Source organism: Gilliamella sp. Fer1-1 (assembly GCF_001690825.1).
GTDB classification, from domain to species: Bacteria; Pseudomonadota; Gammaproteobacteria; order Enterobacterales; family Orbaceae; genus Gilliamella; species Gilliamella apicola_C.
Genome location: NZ_LZGX01000050.1, coordinates 1 through 22,303 on the forward strand (window position 1 = coordinate 1; position 22,303 = coordinate 22,303).

Consider the following 22,303-nt stretch of genomic DNA (forward strand, 5'->3'; position numbering starts at 1 on the left):
TTTTAATTATAATTATAGGGCTAATAAAGTAGTTTTTAATACGATTTTATTATATGAGTTTTAAAATCGCTAAGCGATGTTAACATCGCCTAGCTGTTTCTAACAATTAGAACCACTGACCAAAACGTTTGATATAAATACGTTTCATCAATTGTGCAACACAGCAATAGCTAAACAAGGTTGCTAAAAGCCATGGAAAGTATGACCACGGTAATGGCTGTAACCCAATTAATCCACCCAATGGAGAAAACGGGATATAAATACCCACAGCCATAATTAGCAATGTCATCACAATCACAGGAAATGCAGCTGTGCTTTGCACAAATGGAATTTTTTGTGTTCTCAGCATGTGCACAACCAAAGTTTGTGACAACAACCCTTCAATAAACCAGCCTGAATGAAATAGTGATTGCGCTTCAACACTGTTAGCACTAAAAACAAACCACATTAGTGCATAGGTTGTAATATCAAAAATAGATGATGTTGGTCCAATCCAAATCATAAAACGTTTAATATTTAGCGCATCCCATTTACGCGGTTTTTGTAAAAACTCATCATCCATTTTGTCCCATGGTAATGAGAGTTGTGAAATATCATACAGCAAGTTTTGAATTAGTAAATGTATTGCTAGCATAGGTAAAAATGGTAAAAACGCACTAGCAACTAATACTGAAAAAATATTGCCAAAATTCGAGCTCGCTGTCATGTTTAAATACTTCATGATATTGCCGAAGGTTTCACGTCCACATATTACACCTTCTTCTAATACCATTAAGCTTTTTTCAAGCAGGATGATATCTGCGGATTCTTTGGCAATATCCGTTGCGGTATCAACCGAAATGCCAACATCCGCATCACGTAATGCTGGTGCATCATTAATACCATCACCTAAAAAGCCAACGGTATGTCCGTTTTCTTGCAATAATCGAATAATTCTTGATTTTTGCAATGGCGTTAATTTAGCAAAAATAGTATGTTGCTCGATTTGTATTTTCAGTTCCGCATCGTCCATTTTTTCAACTTCAGTGCCTAGCAACGGAACACCTGGCTCTAAACCGACTTCGCGACACACTTTAATGGTGATAATTTCGTTATCGCCTGTTAAAACCTTAACTCCCACACCATGTTCACTTAATGCCGAAATGGCTTCAAGTGCACTTTCTTTTGGTGGATCTAAAAAGGTTAAAAAACCACGAATTGCTAATGCGGTTTCGTCTTGTACTGTGTATTGCGCTTTTGTATCGCTAGCGGGAATATCCTTAACACCCACAGCTAAAACTCTAAACCCCTCTTTGTTATAATCATGAGCTAAGGCAATTAACGCTTGTTTGCGGTTATCATCTAATGGTAAATATTCACCATTTTCATAAACATAACTGGCTATAGATAACATTTCTTCAACTGCGCCTTTACAAATCATTAAATGGTTATCACCACCATTTTGTACAACAACTGATAAACGGCGACGCACAAAATCAAACGGTAATTCATCAATTTTTTTATATAAACCGACCCCAACCCTTTTCATATTGGTCTTTTCTTCAGTAAAACGAATGATCGCTTTGTCCATCAAGTTTTTCATACCGCTTTGATAATAGCTGTTAAGCCAAGCAAGTTCTAAAACCGATGAATCAACTTGACCATTGATATCAAGATGATGTTCTAAAATGATTTTATCTTGTGTTAAAGTGCCAGTTTTATCGGTACATAAAATATCCATTGCGCCAAAATTTTGAATGGCATTTAACCGTTTAACAACCACTTTGCGCTTTGCCATGCCAACGGCACCTTTTGCTAGATTGGCACTCACAATCATTGGTAACATTTCAGGCGTTAAGCCAACAGCTACAGCTAAAGCAAAAAGTGCAGCATCACCCCAATCATTTTTTGAAAAACCATTAATAAAAAAGACGATTGGCACCATAATTAACATAAATCGAATAAGTAACCAGCTAACACTATTAACCCCTCGATCAAACGAGGTTTCAGCACGAGATCCTACAATCGATTTTGCTAATGATCCAAAATGTGTATCAGCACCAGTCGCAACGACAATAGCCGTCGCAGTGCCACTTACGACATTAGTTCCCATAAAACAGATGTTATTTACATCAAGTAAATTATCTTTACTAATATTGGATGCTTCAATATTATCAGTTGTTTTTTGCGTAACAGCACCTAATGTATCGTACTTTTCAACAGGAATTGATTCACCCGTTAAAACAGCTTGGCTAACAAATAAATCTCGCGACTCAATCAATCGAATATCTGCTGGGATCATGTCACCAGCAGATAAATAAACAATATCACCGGGAACAATTTCACTTAATGGAATTTCAATGCGTTCTGGGCTTATATCTTTATGCGCACGGCGCAACACGGTCGCTGTTGTGCGAATCATTGACTTTAACGCTTCAGCAGCTTTGTTTGATCTAAATTCTTGCCAAAAACGTAATAATCCACTTAGTGACACCATTGTTAGAATAATAATAATCCCTGTTAAATCCGTTTCTTCGCCATTTTGCAAAGGCAACCAGAAATCAGTCACAAAACTAACAGAGGCCAACGCTAATAATACAAATATAAATGGGTTATTAAATGCCATTAATAATTGCACTAAAATTGAGGGAGCTTTTTCTCGTGCGACTTCATTTTTACCATATTTTTCAATTCTTGATTTTGCATTTTCTTGCGTTAAACCTGAAAGGCTCGATTGAAATTTAGATAAAATACTATCGAGGCTACTTTGAGCTTCATTGATAGCTTTGATATCTACACTATTTTGTGTTTTATGTTGTGATGTATTTTTTGTCATCTTACGTACCTATATTCATAATTTTGGCAAAAGCATGCCAACTCATTGTTACCAAGTAACGATAAGTAATTGAATTTTTTGATAAGCTAAAATTTAGTGCATAACAAAATTAGCCCATAAGCTATTTTTGCAGCTAACTTGTGCTGCTAATTTGTACAGCCAATGCTGAGCATTAAATTAGCCAATAGAATTAATTAAGAATTTAGATACAACTCGGTGGTTCTAAGTGTTTTTCTGAAAGGTGTAAAACACGCAGTATTAAGCCTTGCGCGCATTGATGTTTTGAATTTGTGTGATAGCGTGTAAAAAAATGCATATCGTTCACCGTTACCGTTTTATCAATTTCGGTTTGTGAACTGAAAAAATGATGATTCAGACAGGTTCATTAACCGATAATGATGTGTTTAAATTTATCGCCCCTCATTTTGGGGTGATCCGATTGAGTGTCCATATTTCTCCTGTAAATTGAACTCTACACTTTGTATTTCAACTTTTCTTTACTCTTATTTTTAACTTATGTAATAGCTAAAAAGAAAGAAAAGCTTAAAAGGCGGGGGAATTTATACGCCTTTAGCAAACAGATGTCAACCCATAAAATAGCAAAAGGACGGCATTTACTAAAAAACAACACTTATGGGCTTTTTTATTTACATTATGATATAGAATCGATACCGCTCTTATCCAATATAAGTTACAATCACACTACGATAAATTAACGAGAATATGTTAAATGAACCCTTCTGAATTACTTTATGCTAACTGGTTCAATTTGGTAATTATCTTTGTTCTGTCTTTGGTTGCATTTATCTACAAAAAACGAACTAAAAATGAAAATTTTGATAATATCATTAAGTATGCCGATATTTTAGAAAAAGTACCTCACTCAAAATATCAAATGGATTATTTAAATAACATCAAAAAGAAACTTATTTGGGAAAAAGTCTGCTTTTATAAATCAGGCAGTATCAACAAAGAAAATATTGCTATTTCATTAATTAATGCTGATGCCCATAATCTAATTAAACTCACCCAATTAGATTTATTAACGCAATATTTTAAAATCGAAAAAAAACACATTACACCACTTAAACCATATTTAATTACAGAAGTGTTATTTAGTGGCATTGCCTTTGTGTTGGCATTTATTATACTGCTGGCTAACATTATTACTATGCTAAGCTCACCTTGGGTAATTGATATCATTATTGCTACTTTGACAGTCTTTATCATTGTGACCGCGCTGTTTCTTTTTGCTGTAGATCCCATAAAACGATTCAAAACCTACCTTTTTATTCTAAAAGACAACGCTTTTTTACAAAGAGCAAACGATGAGCTGGCGAAAATAATTGAAGATAAAAATCGCTAATTAAATGATTAATAACACTTTTATTATCAACTTGATAAACATTTCTATCCCTTTTTCTATTTTTATAAAATAATTAACCCAATTGCTAGCACTTTTTATATTTAAGGTAAATAATCGAAAAAAGACAAAGGCTAATAAGCAATAATACCGGTTCGACAAAAAACGATGCTTATTAACTAAAAATGCCTATGACATAGCGCCAAGTAAACTTGTTAAAAAACAACAAAAAGCAGTCAGAAAAGCCATTGATTTTATTGAAGTTTTTTAAGCACTCTTTTTGCTAATTATTTATAACGTTTTGTTTTTTAACAATGAAAATAGGGTGAATGGATATTTTTTAGAAATATAAAAACCACGCTAACTCTCTTTTTCTTCTTGGTTCCAATAGATTTTTCGTCCAAACCCCAATAAATTACTGGTCATCTTTACACGTTGTAACTGTAATGACCAAATTGGTGCTTTTATTATTCTAGCAAACGGAAATGCTTGATAATATTGTGCATAAGCGTGCTTGGCCTGTTCTTTTTGTAATTGTATTGCTTGAGCTTGAAATTGGATGCCTTGAATTTGGGCAACCGTTTTAGGTGTCACACTAATTGTGCCTGCAACTTGTGGGCAAGTTAACATGGCTTTAGCATGTTCAGTTTTTAATTCGGAAAGGAGATACAAGCACATTACACGTTCATCAAAGACATAAAAGGCATTACATGCCCATGGTTTGTTGTCTGGCAAGATGACGTGAAGCGATAATACATGATGCTTTTTGATGAATTTAATAATTCTAGGATCCGTTTGCATATTTTCTGGACTCGATTGACATTATTCAGGTTTAACGTTAAGGTGCAGATCTTCACCCCAACGAGGTAGCGATGGAACGTCCATGCCAAACAAATCAAGCGCCCTAGCTACACTGTGGGTGATCATGTCATCAATACTACTAATATGCTGATAAAGTGCTGGCACGGGTGGAAATATCACGCCCCCCATTAATGTGACTAATTCCATATTTTTAATATGCCCCAAATGAAGTGGTGTTTCTCTAATCATTAAGACTAACCGACGTCGCTCTTTTAATACGACATCAGCAGCACGAGTCAGTAAATTATCTGACAAGCTATTAGCAATCGCCGATAATGAACGCATTGAGCAAGGAGCAACTAGCATGCCGATTGTTTTATAAGAGCCACTAGCAATTGCAGCACCAATATTGTTAATGGAATGCACTTTATCTGCAAGTGCTTCAATTTGTTTTATATTCATGTTAGGAACTTCGTATGCACTTGTTATTTGTGCTGCTTTAGAAATAACAAGATGAGTTTCGATGTCCATTGGTTTTAATAGCTCTAACGCTTTTATTCCATAAGCAATTCCTGTTGCACCACTAATGCCAATTATTATTCGACGCGTTGTCATGTCTATTCCTGTATTAATATCCAATTGCGATAAAATCATTAATTTAAACAGTCAACTTATAACATTATACTGCTCATAACAAGCGATATTAAAGCCAGCTATCAAGGAAGTGACTATACCCTATATATGCGTAGCGAATCAAGTAGACAGCAGGTTATTCTTAGCTTTATTGATACATTGATAATAAATAAATTAAGAAGCGGAGGTTAAGTTATTAAGCGGTTATTGATGGCTACCAATATAAGATTTTGGCAGCCATTTTTAGTGATTTATTCTTTAGCCATGGGTTCTTTAACAACTTTGGTTTGTTGGTTACCTTGAATAGCCTCGATTTTTTTTGCATATTTTGTTACATCATCTTTATTCGATAATAAACTATAAGTTAAGGTAAACTCTGCACTTTGTCCTGGCTCAAGTTGTCGAACACGTTTTTGTTCACGCTCAATAGTTACAGGATAAGCAAAGCTGGTACCTGGCTCTAAACCGGTGACATAACCTTGCTTCAGTGTGTCGGTGTTTTTCCACAACGAAAGGACAGGCAACTGTTTAATATTATAAGCAATACCAGCGGCTTTATCGCCAACTTTGTTAGTTACCATTACTTGAGTTTGACCGTTGCTATCAGCGAAAGGATACACATTAAATACCATTTCATCAAAGCCTTTTGTTGGTCCTAAATAAGTTTGCCATGTGTTTAAACCATTTTTAGCATAATCGTTAAATGGTGAGATTTCTTTTACTGGCGCAACAAACTGTGCACCTTCTTCAAGAATTGGCGTACCAAAATTGCTATGGTAGATAATTTGGTAATCGCGTGCATAATCACTTTTATTAGTCACCACATCATGCACGGTAAACTCCCTACTTCCTGGTACATAGCTAAGTGATGCCCACGTTTCTAGGTGATTTTTTTTGAACGTATTTTCTTTGATTAAACCTTTCACTGTAATAGTGTATGGTGCTTTATCAGCAATATCCACCGTTAATTTAGATACCGGCGTGTTTTGTGCACGACCATGGAGTGTATACATCATACCATCAGCTTGCGTCGCATGACCTGTCCACTCAAAACCACAGCGCACCATCATTTCGTTAAAACCATCTAGCCAACCTATGCCTCCACGACTTTCTAAATTGATATATTTGGGGTGAACAATTTCATTTACTGGCGAATCCCAGCCCATACGAACACCATCACCAACAACCGACAAAATACCTAATCCTCGAGTTGGGCTTAATTTAATCGTGAAGTTATCACTAGAAATAGTTAAAACTTCAGTACCATCTTGTTTACCACCTTTAAGCACGGTATTTTCAATAGTAAACGTTTTACCTTTTACACCTAAAGCTTGACTTGAAATCGACCAATTCCCTTTAGCAAGGCCGTTTTCATTATCAGTCAATACAAATTCTTTCGCATTGGCATGATAACTAGCCAAACTAAGTAGCACTGCTAATGAAACAATTTTGATTTTCATGGTAAGACCTCATCATTAATAAGTTAATACTGAATCGTTTCAGTCAATATGACATAAAAACCGAAGAAGCAATAAAAGAAAATGGCAAAAATGAGAGGTCATTCACACTTTTTTAGCATCAAATAAATGAGCCTATAAGCGTAATTTATTGACTTAAAATCAGTGTGAAATGTTTAGAATATCAGTTTTTAGGCCTAATTTGCCCAACCTTCCAGTGTTTTCGGCACACTGAATGGTATTCGCTATCACCCAGATGAATGGAATTGCCAAATTTAACAATTTGACCATCTTGCCCTTCTAATAAAATCATGGTGGCTTTTTTTCCACACCAGCATACGGTTTTAAGCTCTCTAAAATTGTCGGCAATTTCAAGTAGCGTTTTAGATCCTTCAAACAGATGCCCCATATAATCGGTTTTAATACCAAAGAACATAATTGGGACGCTATATTCATCACACACATCAGAGAGCTTCCAGATGGTGTTGCGCGATAAAAACTGACTTTCATCAATCAATATGCAGGCATATTGATTTTGTTTGATATGCTCAATGATGGCATCAACAGTTGTGTCATCAAGCAGTAATGCTTTTTTGCGTAATCCTAAGCGAGAGACAATTTCGACAGCCGAATCACGTGTATCAACCGATGACTTAAGTAGTAATGTTTGCATATTATTACTTAAATAGTTGTGATCAATTTGTAGTAGTTCGGTAGATTTTCCGGCATTCATTACGCCATATATATAATAGATCTTAGACAAAATAACGCTCTCAAAATAAAAACAATGAATAAAAATAATGAATAAAAGCTGTGATGTAGGTAATAAAAAAGGTAAGTTAAATAACCTACCTTTTTTAACTTTAAGAAATAATTATTTTGCTTTACCTTGGTTTGCAACAGCCGCTTGTTTTGCAGCGATTTCATCAGCATTACCGAGATAATAGTGTTTAATGACTTTCATATTGTCATCAAATTCATACACTAACGGCACCCCAGTTGGGATGTTAAGCTCAATGATATCATCATCACTGATGTTGTCTAAATGTTTTACTAGTGCACGCAGTGAATTACCGTGAGCGGCAATAATAACACGCTCACCTTTAGCTACGCGTGGCGCAATTGTTGATTCCCAATAAGGAAGTACACGTTTAATAGTCAATGCTAAACTTTCCGTTAATGGTAATTCTGCTTCAGGTAAGTTGCTGTAGCGTGAATCATGTCCAGGAAAACGTTCATCTGATTTTTCAAGTGCAGGAGGGGTAATGGCAAAACCACGACGCCATAATTTTACTTGCTCATCGCCATATTTTGCTGCGGTTTCTGCTTTGTTTAAACCTTGTAATGCACCATAATGGCGTTCATTTAATTTCCAACTTTTTTCAACGGGTAACCATGCTTGATCAACTTCGTCTAAAACGTGCCATAATGTGTGAATAGCGCGTTTTAATACTGAAGTGTAAGCATAATCAAATGTGAAACCTTCTTTTTTTAGTAATTTACCTGCTTCAGCAGCTTCTTTATTGCCTTTATCAGATAAATCAACGTCAGTCCAACCACAAAAACGGTTCTCTTGGTTCCAAACACTTTCTCCATGTCGAATTAACACTAATTTTTTTACAGCCATGAGTATAACTCCTTTATTACGTATAATTAAATTTTAAGTGTATTTGGTTTATAGGCAAGTGGTATATACAACCATGCCTGCCTATTTGTTTTGAATTAGAACGCTTAATTCAAAACATTTATTTTTTTGGTAAGTATTTTAACGGATCAACTGATTGCGCTTTATATCGAATTTCAAAGTGTAACCTAACCGACGAAGTGCCCGTGGCCCCCATTGTAGCAATTTGTTCACCTGCACGCACCGCTTGCTGTTCTTTTACTAATATAGATTGGTTGTGCGCATACGCTGTTAAGTAATCATCATTATGCTTAATAATAATTAAATTACCATAACCAGGTAATGAATTGCCCGAATACACAACACGCCCATCAGCCGCTGCCATGACTTTAGCCCCAACTGAGCTTGATATATCAATACCTTTACTTATATTTGAGAATTTTTCAACAATCTTACCCCGTGCTGGCCATTGCCATGAAATATTAGCCACATTCACTTTTGAAGTACGGGTTGGTATAATGTCAGAAGAACTATCTAACGGCTCAGTGATAGTTTCCGTTTTTTCGATTGTCGTTGGTTGTTGATTTTTATTTGTTGTAGTAATCGAAGTCGTTGTTGTTTTAGTGATCGTTGGTCTCGTTTTGGCTTGCCCCATTGCGATAGTAGTATTATTGCTATTAACTTTATTCGATGTTGCTGGATGTGTAGTGGTTTTTTGGGTTACGACAACAGTACCACCACTAACATCTAACACTTGCCCAACATTAACGGCAAAGGGTTCTTTGATATTATTTTTAGCCGCTAGTGAACGGTAATCGTTACCTGTTACCCACGCAATATAAAACAATGTATCCCCACGTTTTACAGTATAAGTATCGCCTTGATATCCACCTTTAGGTATTTCGTCATAATTACGGTTATAAACAATACGCTCGTTGCTAATTACCGTATCATTACTGTTAGCACTTATAGAATGAGTGTCGTTAGCGGTATTTGTATTGGACGTTGTCGTTTGTCTTGATGAAGGTGTAGAAGAGGCTCTACCACCCGTTGAAATATTCGCAGGTGGTTTGGTGTAAACAGAAGACGTTGATGATCCACCTGCTCCCGAAATATCTTCAATTTCGGCTTGCTCGGTTTGAGTACAAGCAACCGCTAACAAACTTAAGCAACTTAATGTCAGTATTTTTTTCAAAGCAACACCTTTCATTCTAGAATTTCATTTTTAGTTATCTTATGCAAAATACTATTTTCAGCACATATGGGGATATTTGCACATTTTAACGTTTTTATAGTAAAAAGCTATTATATTGATTACTTATTAAGTAAATCAATAATTTTATTTAGTTCTTTATGATTTTAGCTAATATTTAGCTTGTCAGCATATCATTTTCATAAAAATAACGATGCATACTCAAATCAATTGAACCTGATACTATTCACTTTTAATTTAGGTTAACCACTTTATCAACTAAGACTGCACACGCAAATTGTTGCCATAAGCAAATTCTAGTCATAAGCAAGTTATTTTAAGTTATATTCGCTAACTAATTTACTCAGACTAGTCGAATTTATTTTGAAAGTAATGAGTATATACAATAAAATGAGGGTTCGTACAGTATCTTTACCATCTTTCTATAAAAATTTAATGTGATTAAAAATAATGACTTTATATATTGTTGCTACCCCCATCGGAAATTTAGATGATATTACGCTTAGAGCGATCGATACACTTAAAAGCGTCGATCTGATTGCGGCTGAAGATACGCGTCATAGTGGCTTACTTTTACAACATTTGGGAATTAAAGCGAAGCTGTTTGCTTTGCATGATCATAATGAACAAGAAAAATCCAATATACTTATCGAGAAACTCAAATCAGGGTTATCCATTGCGTTGATTTCTGATGCAGGTACACCATTAATTAACGATCCAGGATATCATTTGGTTAAAGCATGTCACGAAAATGGCATTAAAGTCGTACCAATTCCTGGCGCTTGCGCTGCGATAACAGCTCTATGTGCTTCAGGATTACCGTCAGATAAGTTTATTTATGAGGGTTTTTTACCCGCTAAAACTAAAGCACGCCAAGATTACCTTACCCATTTATTAGACGAACCACGCACAATCATCTTTTATGAATCGACTCATCGCTTATTAGACACGCTTAATGATATGCAAACTATTTGGGGTGCTGATAAGCCAATTATTTTGGCTAAAGAGTTAACCAAAACGTGGGAAACTATTGTCAGTTTTAAGGTTAATGAGTTGATAAATTGGTTAAATGAAGATCCTGCCCGCCAAAAAGGTGAATTTGTGTTAATCGTGCAAGGCCATACAAAATCAGAGGAAGATATTGATCCAAAGGCGATTGGTACTCTTAAACTATTGCAAAAAGAACTGCCATTAAAAAAAGCAGCAGCTATTACCGCTGAAATATATGGACTTAAAAAGAATCAACTTTACCAAATCGGTTTGAATACAGAACAATAACTAAATGACTAAGTGGGTGGGTTATGGCCAGTATACAGCAAATATTAACTTGGTAATAAACTAAGCTTGGTAATAAACAATAAATAGTAACTGTTAATTTGTTTAATTCCTCGTGGATTTATCGCTAAGAACATTGGCATAAATAGCACAATTTAGTATATAATCTCCCCTTATTTTTAAGACATTTATGATAAAAGGTAACAAACAATATGGGATTTAAATGTGGTATCGTCGGACTACCTAATGTGGGTAAGTCAACGCTTTTTAACGCACTAACTAAAGCTGGCATTGAAGCGGCTAACTTTCCGTTTTGTACTATCGAGCCAAACACTGGGGTTGTGCCGATGCCCGATCCACGTTTAGATGAACTGGCAAAAATTGTAAAACCACAACGTACATTGCCAACTACTATGGAATTTGTTGATATTGCAGGTTTAGTTAAAGGTGCGTCGAAAGGTGAAGGTTTAGGTAATCAATTTTTAGCTAATATTCGTGAAACTGAAGCCATTGGCCATGTTGTACGTTGTTTTGAAAATGATAATATCATTCACGTCGCTGGCAAGATCGATCCGGCTGAAGATATCGAGATTATTAATACTGAACTTGCCCTATCCGATCTTGAAGCTTGCGAACGTGCAATAACGCGCCTACAAAAACGTGCCAAAGGTGGCGATAAAGAGGCCAAATTTGAATTAGAAATCCTTGAAAAATGCTTACCACATTTAGAGCAAGGTAAAAAATTGTTGCAACTTGATTTAAGTAAAGAAGAGCTTGATGCAATTAAATACCTAAGCTTTTTAACCCTAAAACCAACCATGTATATCGCTAATGTGAATGAAGATGGTTTTGAAAACAATCCTTATTTAGATAAAGTCAAAGCCATTGCTGAACAAGAAAAGGCCATAGTTGTACCTGTATGTGCCGCAATTGAAGCCGAGCTTGCTGAGCTTGATGATGCTGATCGTGACGAATTTATGCAAGATTTAGGGTTAACAGAACCTGGTCTAAACCGCGTGATTCGTGCAGGATATAGTTTGCTTAATTTACAAACGTACTTTACAGCAGGTGTTAAGGAGGTTCGAGCATGGACAATTTCAGTTGGCGATACAGCGCCACAAGCAGCAGGTAAAATTCATACTGATTTTGAAAAAGGGTTTATTCGCGCTCAAACTATCGCTTTTGAAGATTTTATTAAATACGGCGGTGAACAAGGTGCAAAAGAAGCAGGCAAAATGCGCGCTGAGGGTAAAGATTATGTCGTGCAAGATGGCGATATTATGAACTTCTTATTTAATGTATAGCTAATGATTTGACGTCGCCTTTTGGCGACGTTGTTATATTAGCAATCATAAAGATCAATTCAATCTTGATAAAAAAGTGATTTTTACTAAAACAGATACATTTCCTGAAATTTCTTAGCAAGATCAAATAATAGCTTCATAAACATAAGGAAGGCACACTTTTATGTTACTCACATTTCAACAAGCCAAACAGCAAATGCTTCAACGCGCATCAGCCATAAAATCACTCAATTGCGAAAAAGTTTCTTTGTTCGATGCATTAGGACGTATCACTACTGAACCGGTAATGTCGCCGATTAATGTGCCAAGCTTTAATAACTCAGCGATGGATGGGTATGCCGTTAGATTATCCGATGTTAATCAATCTAAATTATTACCTATAGCGGGCATTATTTTAGCTGGCGATGATATAAGTAATCTTAATTGGCCACAAGGTACTTGTTTACGTATTATGACTGGAGCACCCGTACCTAATGATGCTGATGCCGTAGTGATGCAAGAACAGACCGAAAAATCGGAGCTAGGTATCACTTTTTTAAATGAGGTAAAAGTTGGCGATAATATCCGCCGTATGGGCGAAGATATAAAAAAAGACACTGCCGTTGTGAGTAAAGGAGAAAAATTAACCATCCCTATACTATCAACCCTTGCGACATTAGGCATTAGTGAAGTTTTGGTTTTTAAAAAACTGAAAGTAGCTATCTTATCAACAGGTAATGAATTAACGCCAATTGGTGAGCCTTTAGCTGGTAATAGTGCTATTTATGATAGTAACCGTTTCACGCTAAAATTATTATTAACTGAGCTTAACTGTGACATTGTCGATCTTGGTATCATTTCTGATGACCCTGCTCAAATCAAACAAGCGTTGATAGCCGCATCGAACCAAGCTGATTTAGTCATCACCAGCGGTGGCGTTTCTGTGGGCGATGCAGATTATACTAAAGTGGCTTTAGAAGCGCTTGGCAAAATCAGCTTTTGGAAAATTGCGATGAAACCTGGCAAGCCTTTTGCCTTTGGCAACATTGGCGAGGCGCTATTTTGTGGTTTGCCCGGCAATCCAGTTTCAACCTTAGTGACTTTTTATCAATTAGTACAACCACTAATTTTAGCGCTTTCAGGGGTTGAAGCACCAGCCATTGATTTAACCTTTAAAGTAAGCACTGCAACCAATCTTAAAAAGAGCCTTGGTAGAGTAGACTTTCAACGTGGTATGTTACAAATAAATGCACAAAATGAGTTAGAAGTTAGCACAACAGGTCAGCAAGGATCGCATATGACACAATCATTTAAGCAAGCTAATTGTTTTATTGTGCTTGAACAGGATCGTGGTAATGTCAGCAAAGGGGAGCAGGTAACGGTTGAGCTGTTTAATCGTTTACTAAAGTAAGCGTGGTTTAAATACCCATTTGCATTATTTACCATAATAGTCATGCACATTTATTATGTGTATGATTTAGTTGTGTAAATAGGTGGTATGTAACATTATGAACATATCGTTATATTGGTTTATTACTATATAACGGTATAACCCGCTGGCAGATAATAAGTTGAGATATAATTAAAATAGTGCAACTAATATCGCGCCTACGGCAATCATAGCAACCCCTACACCAGCTAATAGCGAAACCTTTTCACCGAATAAAATAGCAGCAAATACAACAGCAAAAACTACGCTTAACTTGTCAATTGGCGCAACTTGCGATACTTTGCCCTCTTTAATCGCCATAAAATAAAATAGCCAAGATAGCGCACCGGCAATGCCACTTAGTGCAATAATAAATAACGCCTTTTTATCATTAAAAAACGTGTTGATAAGGCTTAGTTTACCTTGAACAGCAACCACCCCAACTAAAAAAATAGCCATGACAATAGCACGAATTGCAGTTGCTGTGTTGGCATCAAGGTGCTGTAAACCAATTTTACCTAAAATAGCTACGCATGCCGCAGTGATAGCGGAAAGTAGCGCATAAATAAGCCACGCACTCATATTAGTATTTATCGATTTTAAATAGGTATTGTTGATTGTTTGAATTCGTTTCACATTGTTGTGATTTACTCATCATCCCACGACAATCTTCTAAAACACCGTGAGCTTTTGACCAATGATAAGTTTTACCTTCGTCGTTTTTACCTCCACATCCAACTAATGCCAAGCTAAACATCAAACAAGACAAACCAATAACCGTAGCTTTCATTTCATTCTCCTTTTTTGGGCAAACGCATTAAATATTTAACAGCATTGCTGTTTTTTTTATGGGAATTATTTTAATTCAGAATGAATGTGATTAATAGCAAAAGTACCACCTATTTTTAATAGATTAAAGTGGCGGTTTGCTTTATATTCATTTAATAACTGGCACGGTTCATCTAATGGCTCGTCAGCTAATTCAAATGTTCCCCAATGAATAGCTATGGCTGAATGGCATTGTAATTCATCGTACAGTTGCACAGCTTGCTTGGGGTCAATATGCTGTGATTTCATATACCAACGTGGCGCATAAGCACCAATAGGTATTAATGCCAAATCAATTGAAGGAAAACGCCTAGCAATCTCTTTTAATTCAACACAATAGCTAGTATCCCCCATAAAATAGACTGTTTTTGTTTGATTAGCAATCTTAGATTGGATCATCCAACCACACCATAATGCTTTATTCACATCAAACAATCCTCGATTGCTCCAGTGTACAGCTGGGGTAGCAGAAAAAGTAAGCCCATCAATAGTTTTACAATCCCACCAATCTAATTCAATAGTGTTCTTAGCCCCCCACTTTAGTAATGTTTTTTTTAAACCAAGCGGAACCATAATGACAACATGAGGGAAACGAGCCAATAATTGCTGAATACTTTTATAATCAAGATGATCATAATGGTTATGTGAAATAACAATAAAATCAATCTGTGGCAATTGTTCAATATCTAAAGCTGGCGGTGTTCGCCGTTTAGGTCCTATGAATTGCGAAGGTGAAGCCCGCTTAGAAAAGATAGGATCAGTTAAAATCATCTTACCATTTAAAAGAATCAATGTTGTTGAGTGACCAATCCACCAAACTCTATCATCAGGTAAACTGAGATTGATTGGCTCAAACCATGTTTGGTTAAAAGTATGATAACCTACTTTAGGTGGTAACACTTTACGCTTAAAACGCCAACGTAAAAACTCGCCAATTTTAATTTTAAAAGATGCATCATGTTTAAACCCTTTAGCAGTATGATGTTTTTTTTGAGTCGTTAAATCTTGTTTTTGATCATCCATCCTGATAGCCTTCTTTGACAATCAATTTAGTTTAGTAATTTGCTGTACGTTCAATAATTACAGCAACATTCCGAGCATTTGCTATTGCTGTTGGTTTAGATACTTTAACTTTCAACCAATTAACAGAAAATTGTTTAATAATCATTTCAGCGACTCGCTCTGCTACACATTCAATCAGCTCAAATTTCGAAGATTGAATAAAGTGTGTTATCGTTTGGCTAACCTCAAAATAGTTTAAACAAAGCGATACATTATCGCTTTCGCCAGCAGGTTTATTATCCCATGCCATTTCAAGATCAAGAACTAGCTTCTGCTTGATGGTCTTTTCCCAATCATAGACGCCGATGGTTGTTAGAACAGTTAATCCTTCAATCAGTACCCTATCTTTGCTGTATGTATTCATACCCGATTCCAAATGCCTAATTACATTAAATAGAGATTACCGAATCTTGTTAAATTACGCTATAATTTATTTTAAATAATACTAAATATCCGTAATTATGACTCGAATTTTTCAACCTTTTATTATTGAGCAAAATAGCCTTATTACCTTGGATGATAATGCGTTTAACCACCTCATTCGTGTATTACGAATGAAGGTCGGTGAAAAAATTATCTTATTTGATGGAGCTAATCATATTACCCCTGCGATTATTCATGAAGTCAATAAAAAATCGGTTACAGTCAAAACAGCTTCGTCCATTTTAGATAATCGCGAATCGCCATTAGAGATCCATTTGGGGCAAGTGATATCACGCGGCGAAAAAATGGAATTTACTATTCAGAAATCGGTTGAGTTAGGTATCAGTAGTATAACGCCACTACTTTCTGAACGTTGTGGGGTTAAGCTCGATACCGAAAGATTAGATAAAAAAACACAACAGTGGCAAAAAATTGTGATTTCAGCTTGTGAACAGTGTGGACGCAATATAATACCTGAAATCAAACCTGTCATGAAATTAGAAAACTGGTGTGCAAGTTTAACGGAAGGATTAAGACTCAATTTACATCCTAAAGCTAAACACGGCATAAAACAATTAGCTAATGAGCATAAAAAAATTTATTTATTGATTGGGCCAGAAGGTGGATTGTCTGACAATGAAATTAGCATGACGCATAACTATCATTTTACAGATATTTTACTCGGACCAAGGGTGTTACGAACAGAAACCGCTGCACTCACAGCGCTTACCGCATTACAAGTGCACTTAGGCGATCTTGGATAAACACGGCAAAATGTAGCCGATAAGTAATGATTACTTTGCAACTGGCTTAGTAACGAGTATGATAACAGCAAGCATTATTTTGGGTGTTGCCATTAAGCCTTGACAAAGCGCTTTAGGTAATACCTATATTTTAATATAAAAACCCAATTAAGTAGATAAAATCAGTAAGGAGTCATTATGATAAAACTGGGCATTGTAATGGACCCAATTAGTCATATCAAAATAAAAAAAGACACCAGTTTTGCCATGTTACTTGAGGCACAAAAGCGAGGGTATCAACTTTTTTATATGGAAATGAATGATCTCTTCTTACGCAATGGTGAAGCTTATGCGACAACACGGACATTAACTGTTTGTAATGATGATCACCATTGGTTCGATATGAACAATGAACAAACCATACCCTTAAGTGATCTTGATGTCATATTAATGCGTAAAGATCCCCCATTTGATACCGAATTTATTTATGCAACCTATATTCTAGAGCGTGCTGAGGCAAAAGGCGTATTAGTAGTAAATAAGCCTAAAAGTTTACGTGATTGTAACGAAAAATTGTTTACTGCATGGTTTGCAAAATTTACGCCTGAAACATTGGTTACTCGTCAAACTCAACAGATTAAATCCTTTTATCAAGAGCATAACGATATCATTTTAAAGCCACTTGACGGTATGGGTGGAGCGTCAATTTTTAGAATTAAAGCTGGTGATCCCAATGTGTCGGTTATCATTGAAACCTTAACTGAGCACAACTCACGTTACTGCATGGCTCAAACTTACATACCAGCGATAACAGACGGGGATAAACGTGTTTTGGTTGTCGATGGTGAGCCTGTACCCTATTGTTTAGCAAGAATTCCACAAAAAGGGGAAACTCGAGGTAACCTTGCCGCAGGTGGGCACGGAGAAGTAAGAGCATTAAGTGAAAGTGATTGGCATATTGCCAAAAGTATTGCTCCAACGTTAAAAGAAAAAGGCTTACTATTTGTTGGTTTAGATATTATTGGCGATAAGCTAACTGAAATTAACGTAACAAGTCCCACTTGTGTTCGTGAAATTGAGGCAAAAAACCCAAATCTTTCCATTACAGGTATGTTAATGGATGCCATTGAACGTCGATTAAATAAGTAGAGCAAAAAAATGATCAGAGAATATAAAACAGCAGATTTAGATAAAGTCATGGCTATATGGCTAGAAGGTAATGAACAAGCACATCGTTTTATTGATCCTCAATTTTTCAAACAAAATTATGAATTAGTAAAAATGCTCATTCCTATGTCGACATTATATGTTCAAGATCTTGAAGGAGTAAAAGGTTTTATTGGCATAACTGAAAACTATATTTCAGGTTTATTTGTTGATGAGGCTTTTCGCCGACAAGGGACAGGTAAAGCACTCGTTGAAAAAGCAAAACAACGCCATAATGAACTGCTAGCGCATGTTTATAAAAAAAATACCGTAGCGATTGATTTTTTTCTTTCTCAGGATTTTAATATTGTATCAGAATCAATCAACGAAGAAACCGGAGAGCCTGAGCTATTAATGCGCTGTAATGTTGAGCATAAAGTTAAAATTGGTAAATGCGCGTTATAAACTATTAAAAATGTGAACATATGAATTTAAAAAATCATTTTATCATCGCTATGCCAACGATAAGCGATTCAACATTTAGTCGCTCGGTTATCTACATTTGTGAGCATAACCGCGATGGTGCTATGGGTATCACCATTAATAAACCGATATTAGAACTTAATGTATCAACAGTACTGACACGTTTAGATATAACAGCAAGCAAAAATTGTGCTGAACTGGAACAGCCCGTTTTCGCTGGTGGTCCTATTGCTGAAGAACAAGGGTTTATTTTGCACACACCACAGCAAGGTTTTTCATCAAGCATACAAATTTCTGACGATGTGATGATTACAACATCGCTTGATTTATTAAAAACTATCGGTTCTCCTGAACAACCAAAAGATATATTGCTCGCATTAGGTTATACCAGCTGGCAATCGCTACAACTCGAAGAAGAAGTAGCACGAAACAATTGGTTAGTTGCTGATACAGATCCTAAAATTATTTTTGAGATTGCCATCAATGAACGGTGGCAAAAAGCAGCAGAATCTCTTGGTATTAATATGAATACCATTTCACACCAAATGGGAAATGCATAACCAATGGCAACGATTATCGCATTTGATTTTGGCACAGCAAGTATTGGTGCGGCTATTGGCCAAGATATCACTAAAACAGCTAGCCCTTTATGCTCATTTAAGGCACGCGATGGCATTCCTAACTGGCAAACAATCGAAAAGGTCTTAAACGAGTGGAAACCCGATTTTTTAGTAGTCGGATTGCCTTTAAATATGGATGGCACAGAGCAACCACTCACTGCCCGAGCACGCAAATTTGCTAACCGTTTACATGGTATGTTTGGTTATCAAGTCCATTTACAAGATGAACGATTATCAACCGTTGAAGCTAAATCACATATTTTTGCTTCTCGCGGTTATCGAGCACTTGAAAAAGGTCATGTAGATGCGACTTCCGCAATCATTATTTTAGAAAGTTGGTTTGAAAACAATTAATTATTTTAATTAATCAATTCTTTTACCTAATAATAGATCGCCAACCAATATCATCCTTGCTAAAATAAACAGCAATTTTTTATTGGAAGGAACTTGCCGTGTCAAATAACAACTCTCTTAGTTATAAAGATGCTGGTGTCGATATTGATGCCGGCAATGAACTTGTTAATCGCATCAAATCGGTTGTAAAAGAGACCAAGCGCCCCGAAGTTATGGGGGGATTGGGTGGTTTTGGTGCGTTATGTGCTATTCCACAAAAATACAAAGAGCCAATTTTAGTATCGGGCACGGATGGCGTGGGTACTAAATTACGCCTAGCAATGGATTTAAACCGCCATGAATCAATTGGTATTGATTTAGTGGCAATGTGCGTTAATGACCTGATTGTGCAAGGTGCGGAACCTTTATTCTTTCTTGATTATTATGCCACAGGTAAACTTAATGTCGATGTTGCAGCAACAGTAGTCACAGGCATTGCCGAAGGCTGTAAACAATCAGGATGTGCTTTAGTTGGCGGCGAAACTGCCGAAATGCCAGGCATGTATCAGGGAAATGACTACGATTTAGCGGGATTTTGTGTTGGTGTAGTTGAAAAATCAGCTATGATAGACGGTAGCAAGGTGCAAGATGGCGATGCATTAATCGCATTAGCTTCAAGCGGTGCTCATTCTAATGGCTATTCGTTAGTACGTAAAATTATTGAAGTCAGTGGTGTAAACCCTGCTACTGAACAGTTAGACGGCAAACCACTTGCCGATCACTTGCTAGCACCAACTAAAATCTATGTTAAGCCCATACTTGATTTAATTGCGCAAGTTGATATCCATGCAATAGCACATATAACAGGTGGTGGTTTCTGGGAAAACATTCCTCGTGTGTTACCTGAAAATACTCAAGCGATAATTAATGAAGCAAGTTGGCAATGGCCTGCTATATTTAATTGGTTACAAAAAGCAGGCAATGTTAGCCGCCATGAAATGTATCGCACCTTTAATTGTGGTGTTGGCTTAATTATTGCCATACCAAAACCATGGGTCGATAAAACAATTACCTTACTAAATAACCATGGTGAAACAGCATGGCTATTGGGTGAAATTAAACAGACTACATCAGCAGAGCGGGTAATAATAAAATAGATTTTTCATTCACTTTATCTATCCAAATCTTAACATCCTCCCTGCCCTAAAGGACGGAAATTCCTACTGAAGTTAGTTTATGCTAACTTCAGTAGGTTTCTGCTTCTGATAGCATGATGACTACACCATTCGCATTACAGACACTTCGGCATATCCTACCCCTAGTATATATTAAGGCACTAACCATTCATCCTCGCCAAAAAATGAACCAATGCCTTCTGTACCGCCACTTATCCAGATATAGTTAACATTAAATTCAGCTTGTTTTTGATATCACTAAAGCTAATGGTGTCTGTATCAAGTTTGTTTTGTTGGTATCTTCGGCTTCTGAAAATATTCCAACTCTTTTTAGGTAGTATTGTGACAAAAGAATTTATGTTATTATTTACCATCATTTTATAAAATAAAAAATCCAATAAAATCAATGACTTTTCTGAATGATTTTTGTAGCATAATCATCTTAAGTATGGATTTTGGCAATAGAATTAACTGTTACCTTTAGCTGATAATATAACTATCTCCTAAAACAAGCAGCTTAATTTTCTAGGTGGCTTGTGTGTTAAGTTTGGGATATTTACACAAGGCTAATTTGACAATATCATTTGCTTTATAATAAAAGCAACAAATCCAATAGTAAAAAATCAATTAAAATAGAAAGGAATATTATATGCAATGGCTTATTACAGATGAATTTAGGCAAGACTTAAAAAAATTGGTAGCGCTTTTAACTAACAGTCTTGATTTACAATGGATTAATGATGTGATTGATCATTATGAATGGGATGAAGACGAAGATGAGGAATTTGAAACAGATTATTTAGTGAGTGAAGACGAACTGATCACTTTTCGCCAAGTTGAGATATTAGGCGATATATTACAACCGGAATTTATGCTACAAATCGATTGGAACGAAAGCGTTGATGAGCTTAAATTAGGGATTGCAGATCTGTTACTCAATAATTTTGGTGTTAACCGTGTTTCGTTCCCGAATATGCGTCATTACGATAACCGCACAACTGTTTCAAATGATGGAGTATTAGCAGATTTTAATCGAGAACTTAAAAAACAAGGTTTTAATCTTGCTAATGTCATATCGGGGGATGATAATTTATGGATCATCGTTTACCCAACGACAGCACATAACGAAGTAGAATACCTAGTTAATCAATTGGGTAGCGAATTAGAGTAGTGGGATAAATTACTTTACAAACAGGCGTAGCATTGTTCGAGCAAGGCGTTAAAATGCCATCTGTACCCATTAATGGTTGTTGGTTATTTTGTAATAACTTTAATGCTTTTTCAAAACCTATTTTTTGAGGCATGTGTCATTTCTTTTTGATACCCAGTTCAGCGAAATGACACGGCATATTGAACGCGCTCGCACTCTTATTATTTCAACTTGATTTATTTCCCGCTTTAATTGCGCTATTTCGCATGAAAAAGCATTAATGAAAAAATTAGAGCTATCATCATCTAATTGTAGCGGTTTATGTAAACATAATTTATCCTTTTTTTCAAGGATTGAAAGCGATTGCTTTTAGCTTTTTTCTTCTTATCAAATAGCGCAATTTTTTGCTTTAGTTTATCAAAATAATAAAGGTAAATTTGGTCATAA

The 22,303-nt window shown here is 36.0% G+C and carries 23 protein-coding genes; 11 read left to right on the forward strand and 12 right to left on the reverse strand.

Going from position 1 to position 22,303, the window contains the following annotated elements; translation table 11 throughout:
* Positions 1-106: 106 nt before the first annotated feature.
* On the reverse strand, positions 107-2,815 hold the full coding sequence (mgtA, locus tag A9G28_RS06760) for a magnesium-translocating P-type ATPase (protein WP_065567098.1): 2,709 nt from the start codon (positions 2,813-2,815) through the stop codon (positions 107-109).
* Positions 2,816-3,545: 730 nt separating this feature from the next.
* Here mgtA and A9G28_RS06765 point away from each other — a divergent pair.
* Complete coding sequence (locus A9G28_RS06765) at positions 3,546-4,181, forward strand: hypothetical protein (protein ID WP_065580166.1); 636 nt, start codon at positions 3,546-3,548, stop codon at positions 4,179-4,181.
* Between the two features lie 357 nt (positions 4,182-4,538).
* On the opposite strand, the gene A9G28_RS06770 is transcribed toward A9G28_RS06765, so the two are convergent.
* From A9G28_RS06770 to nlpD, 6 genes are all read right to left on the reverse strand, one after another.
* On the reverse strand, positions 4,539-4,979 hold the full coding sequence (locus A9G28_RS06770; protein ID WP_065567100.1) for a hypothetical protein: 441 nt from the start codon (positions 4,977-4,979) through the stop codon (positions 4,539-4,541).
* A gap of 21 nt (positions 4,980-5,000) precedes the next feature.
* The gene (locus A9G28_RS06775; protein WP_065567101.1) at positions 5,001-5,594 is read right to left on the reverse strand and encodes a UbiX family flavin prenyltransferase; all 594 of its coding nucleotides are present in this window, start codon (positions 5,592-5,594) and stop codon (positions 5,001-5,003) included.
* Between the two features lie 269 nt (positions 5,595-5,863).
* Positions 5,864-7,072: an aldose 1-epimerase family protein gene (locus A9G28_RS06780; protein WP_065580167.1), complete on the reverse strand. Its 1,209-nt coding sequence runs from the start codon at positions 7,070-7,072 to the stop codon at positions 5,864-5,866.
* A 181-nt stretch (positions 7,073-7,253) separates the two neighbouring features.
* A complete protein-coding gene (locus tag A9G28_RS06785; RefSeq protein ID WP_065567103.1) occupies positions 7,254-7,832 on the reverse strand; it encodes a thymidine kinase in 579 nt (192 codons plus the stop codon).
* A gap of 111 nt (positions 7,833-7,943) precedes the next feature.
* Positions 7,944-8,696, reverse strand: a complete 753-nt coding sequence (gpmA, locus tag A9G28_RS06790; protein ID WP_065567104.1) for a 2,3-diphosphoglycerate-dependent phosphoglycerate mutase — start codon at positions 8,694-8,696, stop codon at positions 7,944-7,946.
* Between the two features lie 118 nt (positions 8,697-8,814).
* Positions 8,815-9,888, reverse strand: coding sequence for a murein hydrolase activator NlpD (nlpD, locus tag A9G28_RS06795; RefSeq protein ID WP_176702121.1), 1,074 nt, complete (start codon positions 9,886-9,888; stop codon positions 8,815-8,817).
* 468 nt (positions 9,889-10,356) lie between these two features.
* Between nlpD and rsmI the strand changes: the two genes are divergently transcribed.
* The 3 genes from rsmI to moeA all read left to right on the forward strand — a co-directional run bounded on the left by rsmI (position 10,357) and on the right by moeA (position 13,875).
* On the forward strand, positions 10,357-11,184 hold the full coding sequence (gene rsmI / locus A9G28_RS06800) for a 16S rRNA (cytidine(1402)-2'-O)-methyltransferase (RefSeq protein WP_065580169.1): 828 nt from the start codon (positions 10,357-10,359) through the stop codon (positions 11,182-11,184).
* Positions 11,185-11,393: 209 nt separating this feature from the next.
* The gene (ychF, locus tag A9G28_RS06805; RefSeq protein ID WP_065567107.1) at positions 11,394-12,485 is read left to right on the forward strand and encodes a redox-regulated ATPase YchF; all 1,092 of its coding nucleotides are present in this window, start codon (positions 11,394-11,396) and stop codon (positions 12,483-12,485) included.
* Between the two features lie 163 nt (positions 12,486-12,648).
* A complete protein-coding gene (moeA, locus tag A9G28_RS06810; RefSeq protein WP_065580170.1) occupies positions 12,649-13,875 on the forward strand; it encodes a molybdopterin molybdotransferase MoeA in 1,227 nt (408 codons plus the stop codon).
* Positions 13,876-14,046: 171 nt separating this feature from the next.
* On the opposite strand, the gene A9G28_RS06815 is transcribed toward moeA, so the two are convergent.
* From A9G28_RS06815 to folB, 4 genes are all read right to left on the reverse strand, one after another.
* A complete protein-coding gene (locus A9G28_RS06815) occupies positions 14,047-14,475 on the reverse strand; it encodes an EamA family transporter (protein ID WP_065580171.1) in 429 nt (142 codons plus the stop codon).
* A gap of 1 nt (position 14,476) precedes the next feature.
* On the reverse strand, positions 14,477-14,683 hold the full coding sequence (locus tag A9G28_RS06820) for a hypothetical protein (protein WP_065580172.1): 207 nt from the start codon (positions 14,681-14,683) through the stop codon (positions 14,477-14,479).
* 65 nt (positions 14,684-14,748) lie between these two features.
* Positions 14,749-15,744 (reverse strand): MBL fold metallo-hydrolase, encoded by a 996-nt coding sequence (locus A9G28_RS06825; protein ID WP_065580173.1) that lies wholly within the window; start codon positions 15,742-15,744, stop codon positions 14,749-14,751.
* Between the two features lie 31 nt (positions 15,745-15,775).
* The gene (gene folB / locus A9G28_RS06830; protein ID WP_065580174.1) at positions 15,776-16,147 is read right to left on the reverse strand and encodes a dihydroneopterin aldolase; all 372 of its coding nucleotides are present in this window, start codon (positions 16,145-16,147) and stop codon (positions 15,776-15,778) included.
* Between the two features lie 97 nt (positions 16,148-16,244).
* Between folB and rsmE the strand changes: the two genes are divergently transcribed.
* The 7 genes from rsmE to A9G28_RS06865 all read left to right on the forward strand — a co-directional run bounded on the left by rsmE (position 16,245) and on the right by A9G28_RS06865 (position 21,877).
* The gene (gene rsmE / locus A9G28_RS06835) at positions 16,245-16,970 is read left to right on the forward strand and encodes a 16S rRNA (uracil(1498)-N(3))-methyltransferase (RefSeq protein WP_065580175.1); all 726 of its coding nucleotides are present in this window, start codon (positions 16,245-16,247) and stop codon (positions 16,968-16,970) included.
* A gap of 177 nt (positions 16,971-17,147) precedes the next feature.
* Positions 17,148-18,098 (forward strand): glutathione synthase, encoded by a 951-nt coding sequence (gene gshB, locus A9G28_RS06840; RefSeq protein ID WP_065567114.1) that lies wholly within the window; start codon positions 17,148-17,150, stop codon positions 18,096-18,098.
* Positions 18,099-18,107: 9 nt separating this feature from the next.
* Entirely contained in the window at positions 18,108-18,560 is a 453-nt protein-coding gene (locus tag A9G28_RS06845; protein WP_065580176.1) for a GNAT family N-acetyltransferase, read from the forward strand.
* Between the two features lie 20 nt (positions 18,561-18,580).
* The gene (locus A9G28_RS06850; RefSeq protein WP_065567116.1) at positions 18,581-19,138 is read left to right on the forward strand and encodes a YqgE/AlgH family protein; all 558 of its coding nucleotides are present in this window, start codon (positions 18,581-18,583) and stop codon (positions 19,136-19,138) included.
* Between the two features lie 3 nt (positions 19,139-19,141).
* Positions 19,142-19,552 carry a Holliday junction resolvase RuvX gene (gene ruvX, locus A9G28_RS06855; RefSeq protein WP_065567117.1) on the forward strand — a complete coding sequence of 137 codons (411 nt, stop codon included), beginning with the start codon at positions 19,142-19,144 and terminating at the stop codon, positions 19,550-19,552.
* Between the two features lie 98 nt (positions 19,553-19,650).
* Complete coding sequence (gene purM, locus A9G28_RS06860) at positions 19,651-20,688, forward strand: phosphoribosylformylglycinamidine cyclo-ligase (protein WP_065567118.1); 1,038 nt, start codon at positions 19,651-19,653, stop codon at positions 20,686-20,688.
* A gap of 667 nt (positions 20,689-21,355) precedes the next feature.
* Entirely contained in the window at positions 21,356-21,877 is a 522-nt protein-coding gene (locus tag A9G28_RS06865) for a DUF6630 family protein (RefSeq protein ID WP_065580177.1), read from the forward strand.
* Here the strand turns inward: A9G28_RS06865 and A9G28_RS13565 are convergent.
* Complete coding sequence (locus A9G28_RS13565) at positions 21,849-22,010, reverse strand: hypothetical protein (RefSeq protein ID WP_176702122.1); 162 nt, start codon at positions 22,008-22,010, stop codon at positions 21,849-21,851. The genes A9G28_RS06865 and A9G28_RS13565 overlap by 29 nt on opposite strands.
* Between the last annotated feature and the right edge of the window lie 293 nt (positions 22,011-22,303).